General features: G+C 60.2%; 16 protein-coding genes. 6 read left to right on the top strand and 10 right to left on the bottom strand.

Annotation, left to right across the window (positions count from 1 at the left end):
* Positions 1-45: 45 nt before the first annotated feature.
* The 4 genes from ACA053_RS19760 to soxR all read right to left on the bottom strand — a co-directional run bounded on the left by ACA053_RS19760 (position 46) and on the right by soxR (position 3,238).
* Complete coding sequence (locus ACA053_RS19760) at positions 46-996, bottom strand: LysR substrate-binding domain-containing protein (RefSeq protein WP_109633503.1); 951 nt, start codon at positions 994-996, stop codon at positions 46-48.
* 18 nt (positions 997-1,014) lie between these two features.
* Entirely contained in the window at positions 1,015-1,890 is an 876-nt protein-coding gene (locus tag ACA053_RS19755) for an alpha/beta fold hydrolase (protein WP_497312698.1), read from the bottom strand.
* Positions 1,891-2,130: 240 nt separating this feature from the next.
* On the bottom strand, positions 2,131-2,589 hold the full coding sequence (locus ACA053_RS19750) for a VOC family protein (RefSeq protein ID WP_109633499.1): 459 nt from the start codon (positions 2,587-2,589) through the stop codon (positions 2,131-2,133).
* A gap of 181 nt (positions 2,590-2,770) precedes the next feature.
* Entirely contained in the window at positions 2,771-3,238 is a 468-nt protein-coding gene (gene soxR, locus ACA053_RS19745; protein ID WP_497393481.1) for a redox-sensitive transcriptional activator SoxR, read from the bottom strand.
* 95 nt (positions 3,239-3,333) lie between these two features.
* On the opposite strand from soxR, the gene ACA053_RS19740 reads away from it, so the two are divergent.
* On the top strand, positions 3,334-3,699 hold the full coding sequence (locus ACA053_RS19740) for an antibiotic biosynthesis monooxygenase (protein ID WP_497312695.1): 366 nt from the start codon (positions 3,334-3,336) through the stop codon (positions 3,697-3,699).
* Here ACA053_RS19740 and ACA053_RS19735 read toward each other — a convergent pair.
* From ACA053_RS19735 to msuE, 4 genes are all read right to left on the bottom strand, one after another.
* Positions 3,696-4,799, bottom strand: a complete 1,104-nt coding sequence (locus tag ACA053_RS19735) for a sigma-54 interaction domain-containing protein (RefSeq protein WP_497312693.1) — start codon at positions 4,797-4,799, stop codon at positions 3,696-3,698. The genes ACA053_RS19740 and ACA053_RS19735 overlap by 4 nt on opposite strands.
* A gap of 24 nt (positions 4,800-4,823) precedes the next feature.
* Complete coding sequence (locus ACA053_RS19730) at positions 4,824-6,011, bottom strand: acyl-CoA dehydrogenase family protein (protein WP_497393480.1); 1,188 nt, start codon at positions 6,009-6,011, stop codon at positions 4,824-4,826.
* Positions 6,012-6,222: 211 nt separating this feature from the next.
* Complete coding sequence (gene ssuD / locus ACA053_RS19725; protein ID WP_033059220.1) at positions 6,223-7,368, bottom strand: FMNH2-dependent alkanesulfonate monooxygenase; 1,146 nt, start codon at positions 7,366-7,368, stop codon at positions 6,223-6,225.
* Positions 7,369-7,378: 10 nt separating this feature from the next.
* Entirely contained in the window at positions 7,379-7,942 is a 564-nt protein-coding gene (gene msuE / locus ACA053_RS19720; RefSeq protein ID WP_497393479.1) for an FMN reductase, read from the bottom strand.
* A 398-nt stretch (positions 7,943-8,340) separates the two neighbouring features.
* On the opposite strand from msuE, the gene ACA053_RS19715 reads away from it, so the two are divergent.
* From ACA053_RS19715 to ACA053_RS19700, 4 genes are all read left to right on the top strand, one after another.
* Positions 8,341-8,610 (top strand): hypothetical protein, encoded by a 270-nt coding sequence (locus ACA053_RS19715; protein ID WP_497295078.1) that lies wholly within the window; start codon positions 8,341-8,343, stop codon positions 8,608-8,610.
* Between the two features lie 102 nt (positions 8,611-8,712).
* Positions 8,713-9,324 carry a LysE family translocator gene (locus ACA053_RS19710; RefSeq protein ID WP_497393478.1) on the top strand — a complete coding sequence of 204 codons (612 nt, stop codon included), beginning with the start codon at positions 8,713-8,715 and terminating at the stop codon, positions 9,322-9,324.
* A 204-nt stretch (positions 9,325-9,528) separates the two neighbouring features.
* Positions 9,529-10,683 carry an aminotransferase class V-fold PLP-dependent enzyme gene (locus ACA053_RS19705; RefSeq protein ID WP_497393476.1) on the top strand — a complete coding sequence of 385 codons (1,155 nt, stop codon included), beginning with the start codon at positions 9,529-9,531 and terminating at the stop codon, positions 10,681-10,683.
* Between the two features lie 68 nt (positions 10,684-10,751).
* Positions 10,752-12,560 (top strand): aminopeptidase P family protein, encoded by a 1,809-nt coding sequence (locus ACA053_RS19700; RefSeq protein ID WP_497312686.1) that lies wholly within the window; start codon positions 10,752-10,754, stop codon positions 12,558-12,560.
* On the opposite strand, the gene ACA053_RS19695 is transcribed toward ACA053_RS19700, so the two are convergent.
* Positions 12,553-13,473 carry a LysR family transcriptional regulator gene (locus ACA053_RS19695; protein WP_497312684.1) on the bottom strand — a complete coding sequence of 307 codons (921 nt, stop codon included), beginning with the start codon at positions 13,471-13,473 and terminating at the stop codon, positions 12,553-12,555. The two genes, ACA053_RS19700 and ACA053_RS19695, sit on opposite strands and share 8 nt — an antisense overlap.
* 104 nt (positions 13,474-13,577) lie before the next feature.
* Between ACA053_RS19695 and ACA053_RS19690 the strand changes: the two genes are divergently transcribed.
* Positions 13,578-14,576 (top strand): zinc-dependent alcohol dehydrogenase family protein, encoded by a 999-nt coding sequence (locus ACA053_RS19690; protein ID WP_497393475.1) that lies wholly within the window; start codon positions 13,578-13,580, stop codon positions 14,574-14,576.
* Here ACA053_RS19690 and ACA053_RS19685 read toward each other — a convergent pair.
* Positions 14,573-15,163, bottom strand: coding sequence for a 2-hydroxychromene-2-carboxylate isomerase (locus ACA053_RS19685; RefSeq protein WP_497393474.1), 591 nt, complete (start codon positions 15,161-15,163; stop codon positions 14,573-14,575). The two genes, ACA053_RS19690 and ACA053_RS19685, sit on opposite strands and share 4 nt — an antisense overlap.
* Positions 15,164-15,186: the final 23 nt, after the last annotated feature.

Raw genomic sequence — 15,186 nt, 5'->3', positions numbered from 1 at the left:
CCACAGTTGATCTCTGCCAGACACCGATGCCAGTTGAGGCCTCGGCTACACCGACAATCCCTTGAAATGCTCCTGCAAAAACTCCACACACGCGCGCAACTTCCCTGAATACGCCAACCGCGTCGGGTACACCGCCCAGACGTTGGCGCTCTGGCTGTATTCGGGCAACAGCTGCACCAGCCGACCCTGGTCCAGCAACGGTTTCACATCCCACAACGACCGCAACACAACGCCGCGCCCGTCCAGCGCCCACTGCAAGACAATCTCGCCGTTATTGGACGACAGCGGTCCGCTGACCCGCACGCTTTCTTGAACCCCGTTGCGTTCCAGGTTCCAGATGCCGAAGGCGTTGTCGCGCTCCTTGATTACCAGGCAATGATGCTGCTCCAGTTCGCTCAACGTCTGTGGCACGCCCTGACGTTGCAGGTAACCGGGCGCCGCGCAGACGACCCGTCGATTACTCACCAGCCGTCGGCCGATGTGCTGGCCGGGAATGTCGTCGCCGACACGGATCTCCAGATCGAAGCCTTCATTGACGATGTCCACCACGCGGTCGAACAGGTCGAGGCGAATCTCCAGGTCGGGATAACGCTCGGCCAGCAACGAAACGGCCGGCGCCACGTGATGGCGGCCGAAACCGAAACTGCTGCACAGGTGCAGACGCCCGCGAGGGCTGTCGTGGGCGTCGGAGAGTTCGTCGTGCAGTTGCTGGAAATCATCAAGAATGCGCAGCGCCCAGCGCTGGACCCGTTCACCGTCCTCGGTCAGTGCGATGCGCCGGCTGGTGCGATGCAGCAGGCGGGTGCCGAGGGTGGTTTCGAGAATCTGGATGCGCTTGCTGACGTAGGCGGGCGACAGGCCCAGTTCATCGGCTGCGGCGGCGAAACCGCTCTTGCGGATCACGGTGAGGAGTACACGCAGGTCTTCGGGTAGGGGCACGTTGTCTTTCTTGGTGGTCATGGCAGAACGAACACTGGCGGCATGAGCCGCCAGCATAGCAGCGGGACGCAGCGATCAGCGCAGGAAACCCAGCACTTCGGCGAGCAGCAGGTCGGGCGCTTCTTCGGCGATGTAATGGCCGGCAGGCAAGGCCTTGCCACGCACGTCGGTGGCCACGTGTTGCCACTCCTTGAGCGGCTCGAAACAGCGCCCGACCGTCCCTTCGGCGCCCCACAGAACCAGCAACGGCAAGTGCAGATAATGACCGGCCTTGATATCGGCGCGGTCATGTTCCAGGTCAATGCTGGCGCTGGCGCGGTAGTCCTCGCAGATTCCGCGCGCGGTGCCCGGCAGTTTCAGGCAGCGCACGTACTCGCCGAAGGCCTCGGGGGTGAACGGCTTGAGCCCGGCGCTGCGGCTGCCCATCACGCTGCGCAGATAGGCTTCGGGGTCGGCTTCGATCAGGGTTTCCGGCAGCGGCGCGGGACGGATCAGGAAGAACCAGTGCCAGTAAGCGCGGGCAAAGGCTTCGTTGGTTTGCGCGTACATCGACAGGGTGGGGGCGATGTCCAGCAGCACCATGCGTTGCACGGTGTCGGGATGATCCAGCGCCAGGCGATGGGCCACGCGGGCGCCTCGGTCGTGGGCCAGCACCGAGAACTGGTCGAAGCCCAGGGACTTCATCAGCTCGACGCTGTCCTTGGCCATTTCTCGTTTGGAATAGTTTGTATGGTGATCGTTGGCCGGTGGTTTTCCGCTGTCGCCGTAACCGCGCAGGTCGGCGGCGATCACGGTGAAGTGCTGGGCCAGATGGTCGGCGATCTTGTGCCAGATGACGTGGGTCTGCGGATGGCCGTGCAGCAACAGCAGGCCCGGCCCGCTGCCGCCGATGCGGTAGGCAATGTCCACGCCATTGACGTGGCGTTGGTCTTTCAGGAATCCGGCGAACATGGGCGAGTCCTTGTTGTAGTTGCCCGCATCCTGAAAGTGTTGCGCGCCGGGGGCAAGGCGCGAAGCGTGGTGCGTTTGTTCATGAAATGTGTTCGAGGGATGTGCGGTGTCAGGGATGACGCCTTCGCGGGCAAGCCACGCTCCCATAGGGTTTTGTGTTGTTCCTGGCATTTGCGAACGACACAAAACCCTGTGGGAGCGGGCTTGCCCGCGAAGAGGCCCGCCCAGACACGGAAGAATTCAACCCTGCTGAAACATCTCCTTCGCCCGCTGCTCAATCTGCTCCTGAGTCAAATCCTCCTTGCGCGTCGCCAGGAACCAAAGATGCCCATAGGGATCTCTCAACGTCCCCGAGCGGTCGCCATAAAACTGGTCCTTGACCTCGGACACCACCGTGCCGCCCGCTGCAATCGCCTGTGTATACGACTTATCCACATCGTTCACATACAAATGCAGGCCCACGGATGGCGAATTGTCTGGATTGCTCAATGGCCCCTGATCGCATGGCGTGCCGAGCATGATCGGGCAATCGCCAATCCTCAGCTCGGCATGTCCAATCCCGCCATCCGGCATGGCCAGTCGCATAACCTCGGTGGCGCCAAAGGCCTTCTTGTAAAACTCGATGGCTTCGGCCGCTTTCTGAATGCCCAGATAAGGCGTGATGCTGTGATAACCCTCTGGAATGGGTTTGACGCTCATGACGGTTCTCCCTTGTTGTTGTGAATTGAAGGTGTTCCTTCGCCGATTTCCGGTCGGATAACTATAGGTCAGCGTCTTTTGCGCTACCGAGTGCCCGACGAGCAGCAGCGCCACTGTTTGCAGAAACTGGCCAAGGCGTTGAACTCCGATGAGGTTCGGCAGTTCATCCTGACCCGCACCACTATTGTGGATCTGTCCTCGATTCAAGCAGCTGCGCCCCCGGCCCCCGATCCCCCAGCACATCGCCAGAATTACGCAACGGGCACGCCTCCATCGACAAACACCCACACCCGATACAGCCATTAAGCGTGTCCCGCAGCAACGTCAGTTGATTGATCCGCTCATCCAGATCCCGGCTCCACTGCGCTGACATCACCTTCCAGTCCGCCGCCGTCGGCGCGCGGTTATCCGGCAGTGATTTCAACGCCTCGCCAATCTCCGCCAACGGAATCCCCAACCGCTGGGCCACTTTGATCAACGCCACCCGTCGCAACACTTCCCGCGGATAACGCCGCTGGTTGCCCTGATTGCGATTGCTCTTGATCAAACCCTTGGACTCGTAGAAGTGCAGCGCCGTGACCGCCACGCCACTGCGCGCCGCCAATTGGCCGACGGTGAGTTCCTTGTGCAGATGCTCCGGGGTGATCATTTGAAAAATGCCTCTTGACCTCTAGTTAACTTGAGGTTTTACCCTGCAGGCCTTCGGATCGCAAGGTCCGGCTTTCACGTCAGTGGGGACTCTTCATGCAAGCGCCAGAGAAAAATCGCAGCTTCACTCAATTGATCGAATTCGAGATCGAACCCCATCAGCAACCCGCGTTGGTGTCGGCATTGTCAAAGCAGACCGAGCGCCTGGCCCAAGGCTACAGCGGGTTTTTGAGTGCGAGCATCCAGGCCAGCGACGACGGCCGGCGGGTGCTCAATTACCTGCAGTGGCAAACTCGCGAGGCGGGGGAAGCCGCGTTTCAGAGCTTTGAAAGCGGCGAGCAGGATTTCTGGCAGCTGATTCGCGCGCATCAGGCGAAAACCGTGACCTTCGGCTCGTTCCAGGTGCTGCACAGTCTGGAACGTAGCCAAGACGACGCGTTGCACTGCAATCTGGTGGGTTAAATCGACAATTGCATCAGGCGCTCGCCTTGCACGTTTTCCGTGGGCCGGCGCTTGTTCACCGCCAGTTCGCCGATCTTGATCAGCCGCGTGCGTGTGACATTGCGGCTCAAGCCCAGCAGGGCAGCGGTGTGCACCTGGTTGTAGTGGCTGAAGCGATAAGCCGCCCGCAACAAGGCGTCTTCGACTTTCTCGTGGAGTGCGCCGGCCTGTTCCTCGAAGAGCTTTTGAAAGGCCCGCTCGAGCAAGGCTTCCGGGGAATCGTCGAAGCCCGCGTGGTGATCGTCCTGACGCTCGATGCGCATGTTCGACAGGCGCAGGTCATCGCGTTCGATCACCCCATTGCGGCAGATCAGCAAGGTGTGATGAATGACGTTTTCCAGTTCGCGGATGTTGCCCGGCCAGCTGTAGCTGCGCAGTTTCAGTTCGGCCTCTTTGCTGATGGTGATGGTGCCGTAACCGAGGCGCTGACTGTAGGCTTCGACGAAGTGGCGGGTGAGCGGCAGGATGTCGCCGGGACGATCGCGCAACGGGCTCAATTCCAGGCTGACCACGTCGAGGCGGTAGTACAAATCCTCGCGGAAATGCCCGGCGTTGATGGCTTTCTCCAGCTGCACGTTGGTCGCCGCCAGCACCCGCACGTCGATGGGAATGCTCTTGCGCGAACCGAGGCGCACCACTTCGCGCTCTTGCAGCACGCGCAGTAACTTGACCTGAATCGCCATCGGCAAATCACCGATTTCGTCGAGGAACAAGGTGCCGCCATCGGCCTCTTCGAACCAGCCAGCCTTGGCGCTCAAGGCGCCGGTAAAAGCTCCTTTCTCATGGCCGAACAACTCGGCTTCCACCAGGGATTCGGAGAACGCACCGCAGTTCACCGCCACGAACGGCCGGTTGCGCCGGGCGCTGAGGTTGTGGATATGCCGCGCCACCAGCTCCTTGCCGGTGCCGGTTTCACCGATGATCAGCACGCTGGCTTCGCTCGGCGCGACTTGTTGAATGTGCGCGAGCAAGGCCTGGGATTTCGGGTCTTCGAACACCTGCGCGGTGGCGCGGATCGACGTGGCCAGGGCAGGCGAGGGCGGTAGGGTCAGAAGTTGCATCAGGCAGGCTCCCTGAATAGAAGGCTATGAATAGAAAGTCGGGATCGGCAGGGACTGGTTCAGCGCCCAGTCACCCAGCTCATGGAGTTTGTAGTCCACCGGGTCGTGCAGGGTTTGCGTGCGCAGGTTGCGCCAGTGACGGTCCAGTCGCAGCGAGGCGTGAGTCGAGCGCGCGCCGGTGACTTCGAACAAACGGCTGCAGATATCCAGGCCATTGCGCGTGGCCGCGACTTTCGCGGTGGCGATGACGGTGGCGAGCTGTCCGCGTTCTTCGGCGCTGAGGTTCGGGCCTTTTGCCCACGCCTTGTCGAGCAACTCGGCGGCGCGTTCCACCAGCAACCGGACACCTTCGAGAGCGACCCAGAACTCGCCGTAATGGCCGAGTACATAAGGGTCCTGACGCACATCCTGCGCGCTGGATTTGTGCCACGGCCGGGTTTCGGTGAGCGTGTATTGCCGCGCTTCTTCAAAAGCCCCTTCGGCAATGCCGAGGAACATGTGCGTGAAGGTCTGTTGCGCAATCAATGGTCGCAGGCAGGCGAACGGTGTGCTCAGCGGACCCGGATCGAGCAGCAGTTCCGATTCCTCGACCCGCACCCGTTCGAACGTCGCGCTGCCGCTGTCGGTCTGGCGCTGGCCCATGTTGTTCCAGTCGTTGTGCAAGGTAATGCCGCTGCGACCGCTGGGAATCGCGGCGATCAACAGCTTGCCGCCAGCGCTTTCATCAACGGCCGAGGCGATCAGCATTTCCGAGTCGCTGGCGCCGGAGCAGAAACTTTTCTTGCCGGAGAACTCGCGCCAGCCTCCGAGGTTTTTCACCACGGTGCGGGTGTCCAACGGGTTGAGGGCGTTGCCCCAGAACCAGTTCTTGCGCGCGGTTTGTTCGAACCACGGCTGCCACTGCTCGGGCCTGGCGAACAGGCGCACAGTGGCGAGCATCAGGTGATGGAAGCCGAAGACATGGGCGATCGAACTGTCGACCTTGGCGAACTCGCGCACGATGCCCAGGGTGTCACTCCAGCTGGCGCCGAGGCCGCCGTACTGGACAGGAATGCTTAACGCGAGCAGACCACTGTGGCGCAGCGCGTCACGTTCGGCCTTGGGCGTACCGCCACGCTCGTCGCGCTCGACAGCAGTCAGGGCAAACCCGGCGGCCAGTTGGCGGGCGGTCTGCAACGGGGACAACAGGGCGCTTCGCGGCTTGGCAGTCACGCGGGGTTCCTCTTTTGAAATTGAAGCAGATCTCCTGTGGGAACAGTGCTTTTGTGGCGAGGGAGCTTGCTCCCGCTGGACTGCGAAGCAGTCCCTGAACAGGCCGGCGCGGCAGGTATGAAAAAACCGCATCAACCGGTTTACGACTGCTTCGCAGCCGAGCGGGAGCAAGCTCCCTCGCCACAAGATTCCTGTCCTTCAGAGAGATTTGTCAGGCCGTGGCTTTGGTGGGCAGTACGTCATTGGCGATCATTTCGCCAAACGGCCCGGTGAGGTTGGTGACGCCGCGCCCCGCGAGGCTCGCGTACGGCTCGGGCAACAGCGGGAACACCAGCTCGGCAAAGCGATAAGCCTCTTCGAGGTGCGGGTAGCCGGAGAAGATGAAACTCTCGATGCCCAGGTCCGCGTACTCCTTGATCCGCGCCGCCACTTGCTGCGGGTCACCGACCAGCGCCGTCCCGGCACCGCCACGCACCAGGCCGACGCCGGCCCAGAGGTTGGGCGAGATTTCCAGGTTGTCTCGGCGCCCGTCATGCAATGCGGCCATGCGTCGCTGGCCTTCGGAATCGAAACGCGAGAACGATTTCTGTGCAGCGGCGATGGTCTCGTCGCTGATGTGCTCGATCAGTTTGTCCGCCGCTTTCCAGGCTTCCTCGGCGGTCTCGCGCACGATCACATGCAAGCGAATCCCGAACTTCACCGTACGCCCGTTTCGCGCTGCACGCTCACGCACATCGGCGAGTTTTTCTGCAACGGCTGCCGGCGGTTCGCCCCAGGTCAGGTAGACATCCACCTGCTCGGCGGCGAGTTCATGGGCGGCTTCGGAGGAACCACCGAAATACAGCGGCGGATACGGTTTCTGCACCGGTGGATACAGTGCTTTGGCGTTCTGCACTTGCAGGTGTTTGCCTTCGAAATCCACCGACTCGCCTTGCAACACGCGGCGCCAGATCTTCAGGAATTCGTCAGTGACTTCATAGCGCTCGCTGTGATCGAGGAAGATGCCGTCGCCACGGTTTTCATCCGGGTCACCGCCAGTCACTACGTTGATCAGCAAGCGGCCATTGGACAGCCGATCCAGCGTGGCGGCCATGCGCGCCGAAACCGTTGGCGAGATGATCCCGGGGCGGATCGCCACCAGATATCGCAGGCGTTCGGTCAGCGGCACCAGCGCCGAAGCAATGACCCACGAATCTTCGCAGGAACGTCCGGTGGGAATCAGCACGCCGTGGTAGCCAAGGCTGTCAGCGGCTTGCGCCACTTGTTTCAAATAGTTGAGGGTCACCGGGCGGGCGCCCTGAGTGGTGCCCAGGTAATGGCCGTCGCCGTGGGTCGGCAGGAACCAGAAAACATCCATGAAGAAATCCTTAAGCGATTTTCAGCAGATTTTTGGGGGGCACGCCAAACAGCGGCGCGGCGCGTTCCGCAGCAAGACGAATGCGGCCCTTCAAGGGCTCACTGGTTATTTGGTAATTGGCGAAATCGGCTTCGGTGGCGTAGACACCAATCGGCAAGGTCAGGGCCTGGAAGAAACTGAACAGCGGCCGCAATTGATGATCGAGCACCAGCGCATGGCGTTCGCTGCCACCGGTGGCGGCCAGCAACACGGGCGTGTCGATCAGCGCATTGAGGTCGATCAGGTCGAACAGGTGCTTGAGCAAGCCAGGGTAGGAACCGCGATAAACCGGCGCGGCGACGATCAGCAGGTCGGCGTTCTCGATCGCTTGCAACTCGGCTTCGATTTCGGCGCTCAATTCCTGGCGGGACAACGCAGCGCCCAGTGGCCGGGCGATGTCGCCCAGTTCGATCAGCTTGCTCTCGATCGGCAATTGCTCGGCCAACTCGGCCAGTAGCGCTTGGGTCAGCACCAGCGTGCGAGACGGACGCCAGGTACCGCCGGAGAGGGCAACGACTTTCAATGGACGCGACATGATCAGTTCCTTTTAAACAGTTGCTCAGCGAGCAGTGGGAAGTCACTGACTTGAGCAAGAGCTGTACCAATCCTTGCAGGCCCCGTTTTACGCGGCTTGCAGCGTATCGGTCAGTTGACGCTGTGCGATTTCGGGGGCTGTTTGTTGAATGATTGTTGCCTGGCAAACAGTTGCGTGAGCAACAGTGCGTGCGGCGATGGAGTTGTTATAAAGGCTGTTTGTTATTCCGTAAAAGACCATAAATTAATATTTATAGATCATTAGGAGATATGAAGCGGGTTGGCTGAACGTCGTTAGCCAAATTCGATAGCCACTATCGAGAGCGTTGATTTCTGCCCGTCGAAGGGGGCGGGTAGCCTGTGTTCATTGCCCCGAACCCAGATGCCAGGACGCCACAGATGAAACCTCTAATCGCCACTTTCTTGCTGCTCGCGGTCTCCGTTCTCGCCGGATGTGCCAGCCATGTTTCCCCTGAATTGCGGCCCTACACCGCTGAAGAAAGTCGGGAATTGGCGTTGGAAGCCTTGAATCGTCGTGGTTTGTCCTTCGAGGAATACCATGCGAAAAAAGCCGAATTGCTTGGCCAACCGCAAAAATCGTTCAGCTTCGACAAACAAGGCGAAATGAATGCCGAACGTGCTGTACAGCTTCACGGTCGTCCAAGCTGATCGACAACTGTACCGTTAGAAGTTTTGCGTAACTGTCCATGGGTTTCTGCCGGGCCGTGCGATAGGGTCAACACCTGACTGACCCTGATTGGACTGCCGCTCATGCTCTCGCTCGATCTGCTGCTGGGCTTCGCCCTGTTTGCCCTCGTCACCTCGATAACGCCTGGCCCCAACAACACCATGTTGCTGGCATCGGGTGTGAATTTTGGTTTTCACCGCACCATCCCGCACATGCTGGGCATCACTTGCGGTTTTTTCGTGCTCGTCGTGGCGGTCGGTTTCGGTCTGGGCGCGGTGTTTCAAACCTATCCATTGCTCTATACGGTGCTGCGTTACGTCGGCGCGGCGTACTTGCTGTATCTGGCGTGGAAAATCGCCCATTCAGGTCCGGTTTCCGAGAGTGAACAGGGCGAGAGCAAACCGATCAGCTATCTCGGCGCGGCGGCGTTTCAGTGGGTCAATCCCAAGGCCTGGATCATGGCCATCGGTGCCATCAGCACCTACACGCCCATGCAGGGCTACTTCACCAATGTGATCGTGATTGCCGCGGTGTTTGCCTTGATCAACCTGCCGAGCGTCGGTGTCTGGGCCGGTTGCGGCACATTGTTGCGCAATGTGTTGAAGGATCGTCGCTGGTTGCGCCTGTTCAACTGGGGCATGGCCTTGCTGTTGGTGGCTTCGCTGTACCCGTTGTTGCTCGAGAGCTTTAGCTGACACTTCGCTTCAACCGGTTGGCCGATGCCTGTTAAGCTCGACTTCAGGAGCGTTCCTACGCACTTTTAAATGAAGTTGTTCTTCTTTAACGGCCTCCGATCAGGTATTTCTAACGTTCTGAACGGTCTGCGCAGCTCACGAGGCTGCGCCTTGATCGTTCAGTGACGAGCCTCCTGATCCCGGAACATGCTCTGCGAGTTTTCTATGAATAAACGTCCTCTGTATTTTGACTACGCCGCCACCACGCCGGTGGATGAGCGGGTCATCAAGGTCATGGTCGAGTGTCTGGGTTTCAACGGAAACTTCGGCAACCCGGCGTCCAGCTCCCATGCCTTCGGCCAACAGGCCCGGCAAACGGTCGAGCAGGCTCGACGCCAGGTCGCCGAACTGGTCGGCGCCCAGGCGGAACAGATCGTCTGGACCTCCGGCGCCACCGAATCGAACAACCTTGCCCTCAAGGGCGTAGCCCAGGCTCGCGGCGTATCCGGCGGCCACCTCATTACCAGCCAGATCGAACACAAGGCCATCCTCGACACGGCGAAGCAGTTGCAGGACACCGGTGTCGCCGTGACTTACCTGGTGCCTGACGCCGAGGGTCTGATTACCCCGCAAGCGGTCAGTGAGGCAATGCGCGAGGACACCTTTCTGGTGTCGCTGATGCTGGTCAACAACGAGCTGGGCACGGTCAATGACATCGCGGCCATCGGCCAGATCGTGCGTGATCGTGATGCGCTGTTCCATGTCGACGCGGCCCAGGGCGCGGGCAAAGTGGTGATCGATCTTGCCCGCCTGCCGGTCGACCTGATGTCATTTTCGGCGCACAAGATCTACGGCCCCAAAGGCATCGGAGCCCTGTACGTCGGCCCGCGCGCGCAACAGCGTTTGCAGGCGCAGATTCACGGTGGCGGTCACGAGGGCGGTTTGCGTTCCGGGACCCTTGCGACTCACCAGATCGCCGCCATGGGCGTCGCCTTCGCCCTGGCGGCCGCTGCGTTCGAGGACGAAAAAGCCACGATTGTGCGGCTGCGCGAACGCTTGCTCGAACAACTGCTGAGCATCCCCGGTGTTCGGCTCAATGGCAGTTCGACCCAACGCATTCCCCACACCCTCAGCCTGACGTTCAACGAAGGCGAGTTCAATTCTGCGGCGTTGAGCCATTCGATCGCGTTTTCCGCGACCTCGGCCTGTAACTCCGCCAGCAATGCGCCGTCCCATGTGCTGCTGGCGCTGGGGCATGACACGCGTTCGGCGGGTCGCACCATTCGCTTGAGTCTCGGCCGTTTCACCACAGAGCAGGATATCGACCAAGCGGTTCAACTGATCAAAGCAGCCTGCGCCAGTGCTCCGGCATTCTGGTAGTAAGGCCTGAAAGTGCCGGCATTGATCGGCACTCAACAATAATGAAGAAGTGATTAGCAGGAGAGATGATGATTACGCAGCCTTCGATCAATGGATCGGTGCCCGAGCGCCTGGCGCAAACCCGCGAGCTGATGAGCCGGGAGGGCATTCATGCCCTGTTGGTGCCGTCGGCCGATCCGCACCTGTCGGAATACCTGCCGGGCTATTGGCAGGGACGGCAGTGGCTGTCGGGCTTTCATGGTTCGGTCGGCACACTGATCGTGACCCCGGACTTTGCCGGCGTCTGGGCCGACAGCCGTTATTGGGAGCAAGCGACCAAGGAGCTCAACGGCAGCGGCATCGAACTGGTCAAGCTGCAACCGGGCCAGCCTGGACCGCTGGACTGGCTGGCGGAGCAAACCCCTGAAGGCGGCGTAGTCGCGGTGGATGGCGCGGTGATGGCCGTTGCATCGGCCCGTACGCTGGGCGGCAAACTCGAAGAACGCGGCGCACATCTGCGCACTGACATCGACCTGTTGAGCGAAGTCTGGGGTGACCGTCCGACGTTGCCGAACGAACCGATCTATCAGCACTTGCCGCCTCAGGCGACCGTCAGCCGTGGTGAAAAACTCGCGAAGCTGCGTGAAGTCTTGAAAGATCGTGGCGCTGACTGGCACTTCATCGCCACACTCGATGACATTGCCTGGCTGTTCAATCTGCGCGGCGGCGACGTGTCGTTCAACCCGGTGTTCGTTTCCTTTGCCTTGATCAGCCAGGAGCAGGCCACCCTGTTCGTGGCCCTGAGCAAAGTCGATGCCGAGCTGCGGGCGGTCCTCGAACAAGACGGCGTGACCCTGCGCGATTACCGCGATGTGGCCGACGCCCTGCGCGCTGTGCCGAGCGGCGCGAGCCTGCAAGTCGATCCGGCGCGCGTGACCGCCGGTTTGCTGGAAAACCTGGACAGCGGCGTGAAACTGGTCGAAGGCCTGAACCCGACCACTCTGGCCAAATCACAGAAGAGCCTGGCCGATGCCGAGCACATTCGTCAGGCCATGGAGCAGGATGGCGCGGCGCTGTGCGAATTCTTCACTTGGCTGGACTCGGCGTTGGGTCGTGAACGCATCACCGAACTGACCATCGACGAACACCTGACGGCCGCGCGTACCCGACGCCCGGGTTATGTGTCGCTGAGCTTCAACACCATTGCCGCGTTCAACGCCAATGGCGCGATGCCGCACTACCACGCTACCGAAGAAGAACACGCGGTGATCGAGGGTGATGGTTTGTTGTTGATCGACTCCGGCGGTCAATACCTGGGTGGCACTACCGATATTACGCGGATGGTACCGGTCGGTACGCCGACGGATGAGCAGAAGCGCGATTGCACGCGGGTGCTCAAAGGCGTGATCGCCCTGTCCCGTGCGCAATTCCCTCGTGGCATTCTCTCGCCGCTGCTCGATTCGATTGCCCGAGCGCCGATCTGGGCTGAAAGCGTTGATTACGGACACGGCACCGGGCATGGCGTCGGCTATTTCCTCAACGTTCACGAAGGCCCGCAGGTCATTGCCTATCAGGCCGCTGCAGCACCGCAAACCGCGATGCAACCGGGCATGATCACGTCCATTGAACCGGGCACTTACCGTCCGGGCCGCTGGGGTGTGCGGATCGAGAACCTGGTGTTGAATCGCGAAGCGGGCAAGAGCGAATTTGGCGAGTTCCTGAAATTCGAAACCCTGACCCTGTGCCCGATCGACACCCGCTGCCTCGAACCGTCGCTGCTGACCCTGGACGAAAAGCAATGGTTCAACGCCTATCACGCCGAGGTGCGCGAGCGCCTGAGCCCGTTGCTGGATGGCGCGGCTCTTGAGTGGCTGAACACACGCACTGCGGCTATTTGACCGGTTGGAACTCAGGCGCTGTTTCGAGCGCCTGACTCATGTAGTCGACAAAGGCTTTGACCCTGGCGGATTGGCGACGATTCGCCGGGGACACGGCATGAATCGGCAGCGGCTGCGCGGTGTAGTCCTGCAAAATCGCGATCACTTGACCGGCGTTCAGATCCTCGCTGAACAACCACACCGGCGACAACGCAATCCCCAGTCCTCCCAGCACCAGCTCGCGAATCGCTTCGGAGTTGTTGCTTTGTGCATTGCCCTTGATCCGCACCCCGTGACGCTGGGCACCTCTCTCGTAAACCCATAGGTTCTGACTGTTCAGCAGGTTGAATTGCAGGCAGTTGTGTCCGCACAGTTCCTCCGGTGTTTGCGGCTGGCCGAATTGTTTGAGGTAGTCCGGCGCTGCGACGGTCACCCGGTGGGTGGTGCCGATGCGACGGGCGATGAGGCCGCTGTCGGTCAATTCGCCGATCCGAAACGTAACGTCCAGGCCTTCACTGACCAGGTCCTGATTCTGATCGCTGAGTTGAAGGTCTATCTGAACCTGAGGGTGTTGTTTCAGAAACTCAGGGAGTCGCGGTGCAATCTGCAAGCGCCCGAAACTCACGGAGGAACCGATCTTCAGGTTGCCGGCAACCGTTTCGCGTCCTGATTGAAAACTGTGTTCCGCCGCGTCCACGGCTGCCAGGATTTGTCGGCATTCACTGTAGTACCGCTGACCTTCGTCCGTCAGCGAGAGTTGGCGCGTGCTGCGGGAAATCAGTTTCCCGCCCAGTTCAGTTTCCAGCGCCCTCAATACTTTGCTGATGGTCGGCTGGCTGGTCTGCATCTCCCGGGCCACGGCAGAAAAACTGCCCCGTTCGACGACCCGGACGAAGATGGCCATTGCATTGAGTTTGTCCACGGATTTTCTCATTGATGCCAAATGGGCATGGACACTATAGCTATATAGCGTCTTATCGGCATGAGTGTGTGGGAGGAAGATCGGTCCTACAGCCACCTCTGACGGGAATTTACGAAATGACTGACTCACTTGAAATGCGTGCTCTGATTGTTGATTCGGCGAATGGGCCGTTACGCTTGGTTTCCATGCAGCGACCCGTGCCTGGACCGGGTCAGGTGCTCGTCAGGATCAAAGCCAGTGGGGTGAACCCATTGGATGGAAAGATTCGTTCGGGTCAGGCCGCTCATGCGCGTCAGCCTTTGCCGGCGGTGCTGGGGATGGATCTGGCGGGGACGGTTGAAGCGTTGGGAGAGGGCGTTAGCGGATGGGGGCCGGGTGATGAGGTCTACGCGATGGCAACCGGCATCGGCGGTGTGCAAGGTTCACTTGCGCAGTTCGCGGTGGTCGATGCGCGACTGCTGGCGCACAAGCCAGACAATTTGAGTATGCGTGAGGCGGCAGGGTTGCCGTTGGTGCTCATCACGGCTTGGGAGGGATTGGTGGACCGGGCTCGGGTGCGGGCAGGTCAGAAAGTGCTGATTCACGGTGGTGCCGGTGGTGTCGGGCACGTGGCTGTACAAATAGCCCGGGCTTTCGGTGCTGAAGTGTTCGCCACTGGCTCGGCCAGGAATCAGGAAATCATTGAAAGTTACGGAGCGACGTTTATCGATTACCGCAAATCCTCGGTTGAGGATTATGTGGCGGAGCACACGGGGGGAGAGGGGTTCGATATTGTCTACGACACGGTGGGCGGTGAAACCCTGGACGCTTCCTTCAAGGCTGCTCGGGTTTACGAGGGGCATGTGGTTAGCTGCCTCGGTTGGGGGCAGCACAGTCTGGCGCCGTTGTCGTTTCGGGGCGCGACTTACTCCGGAGTGTTTACCTTGTTGCCTTTATTGACTGGCAAGGGAAGCGAGCATCATGGGCAGATCCTTCGGGAGGCTGCCCAGTTGATTGAAGCCGGTAAGCTGAAGCCTTTGCTCGACCCGCGGCAGTTCACCTTGCAAACCGCCGAAGCTGCCCATGAACTGCTCGCTGCTGGAGCAGCTCAAGGGCGATTGGTCATCGAGATTTAACGCAGGGCCTCAATGACGAACTCCAGTCGATCCTGGCCGAAGTACAACTGATCGCCGACAAACATGCTCGGTGCGCCGAATACACCGCGTTGGACCGCTTTCTCGGTGTTGTCCTTGAGAGCGGCTTTGACTTCCTCATCGGCAGTGAGGGCCAGTACTTCGTTCGGATCGAAACCGTTTTGCGTCAGCACGGCTGCAACAGTCGTCGGATCATCGAGGCTGCGTCCCTCGACCCAGAGTGCGTGGAACAGGCAATCGATAAACGCATGGAAGCGTTCCGGATGACGCAACTGCATACCTGTTACGGCGCGCATCAGCATCAGGGTGTTGATAGGGAAGTGGGGGTTGTACTTCAGTGGTACGCCGTATCGTTTGGCGTAGCGGTCCAGGTCCTGAAACATGTAGCGACGTTTGGCCGGGATGGTTGCCGGTGAAGCGTTACCGGTGGCTTTGAAAACTCCGCCCAGCAGCATCGGCTTGTAGATCAACTGACTGTCGGTCTGCTCGCAGATCTTTGGCAGTTGGGTATAGGCCAGGTAGGTCGCGGGACTGCCAAGATCGAAAAAGAACTCTACGGTTTTGCTCATGTCGGTGCGCTCTGCTTATTGTT

The sequence above is a fragment of the Pseudomonas sp. LBUM1672 genome (assembly GCF_059695655.1).
This window is presented reverse-complemented; position numbering and strand designations above follow the sequence as displayed.

Coding starts and splice junctions, on each gene's coding strand:
- ACA053_RS19760 (WP_109633503.1), bottom strand. CDS start 996: ATGCTGGCGGCTCATGCCGCCAGTGTTCGTTCTGCCATGACCACCAAG.
- ACA053_RS19755 (WP_497312698.1), bottom strand. CDS start 1,890: ATGTTCGCCGGATTCCTGAAAGACCAACGCCACGTCAATGGCGTGGAC.
- ACA053_RS19750 (WP_109633499.1), bottom strand. CDS start 2,589: ATGAGCGTCAAACCCATTCCAGAGGGTTATCACAGCATCACGCCTTAT.
- soxR (WP_497393481.1), bottom strand. CDS start 3,238: ATGATCACCCCGGAGCATCTGCACAAGGAACTCACCGTCGGCCAATTG.
- ACA053_RS19740 (WP_497312695.1), top strand. CDS start 3,334: ATGCAAGCGCCAGAGAAAAATCGCAGCTTCACTCAATTGATCGAATTC.
- ACA053_RS19735 (WP_497312693.1), bottom strand. CDS start 4,799: ATGCAACTTCTGACCCTACCGCCCTCGCCTGCCCTGGCCACGTCGATC.
- ssuD (WP_033059220.1), bottom strand. CDS start 7,368: ATGGATGTTTTCTGGTTCCTGCCGACCCACGGCGACGGCCATTACCTG.
- msuE (WP_497393479.1), bottom strand. CDS start 7,942: ATGTCGCGTCCATTGAAAGTCGTTGCCCTCTCCGGCGGTACCTGGCGT.
- ACA053_RS19715 (WP_497295078.1), top strand. CDS start 8,341: ATGAAACCTCTAATCGCCACTTTCTTGCTGCTCGCGGTCTCCGTTCTC.
- ACA053_RS19710 (WP_497393478.1), top strand. CDS start 8,713: ATGCTCTCGCTCGATCTGCTGCTGGGCTTCGCCCTGTTTGCCCTCGTC.
- ACA053_RS19705 (WP_497393476.1), top strand. CDS start 9,529: ATGAATAAACGTCCTCTGTATTTTGACTACGCCGCCACCACGCCGGTG.
- ACA053_RS19700 (WP_497312686.1), top strand. CDS start 10,752: ATGATTACGCAGCCTTCGATCAATGGATCGGTGCCCGAGCGCCTGGCG.
- ACA053_RS19695 (WP_497312684.1), bottom strand. CDS start 13,473: ATGAGAAAATCCGTGGACAAACTCAATGCAATGGCCATCTTCGTCCGG.
- ACA053_RS19690 (WP_497393475.1), top strand. CDS start 13,578: ATGACTGACTCACTTGAAATGCGTGCTCTGATTGTTGATTCGGCGAAT.
- ACA053_RS19685 (WP_497393474.1), bottom strand. CDS start 15,163: ATGAGCAAAACCGTAGAGTTCTTTTTCGATCTTGGCAGTCCCGCGACC.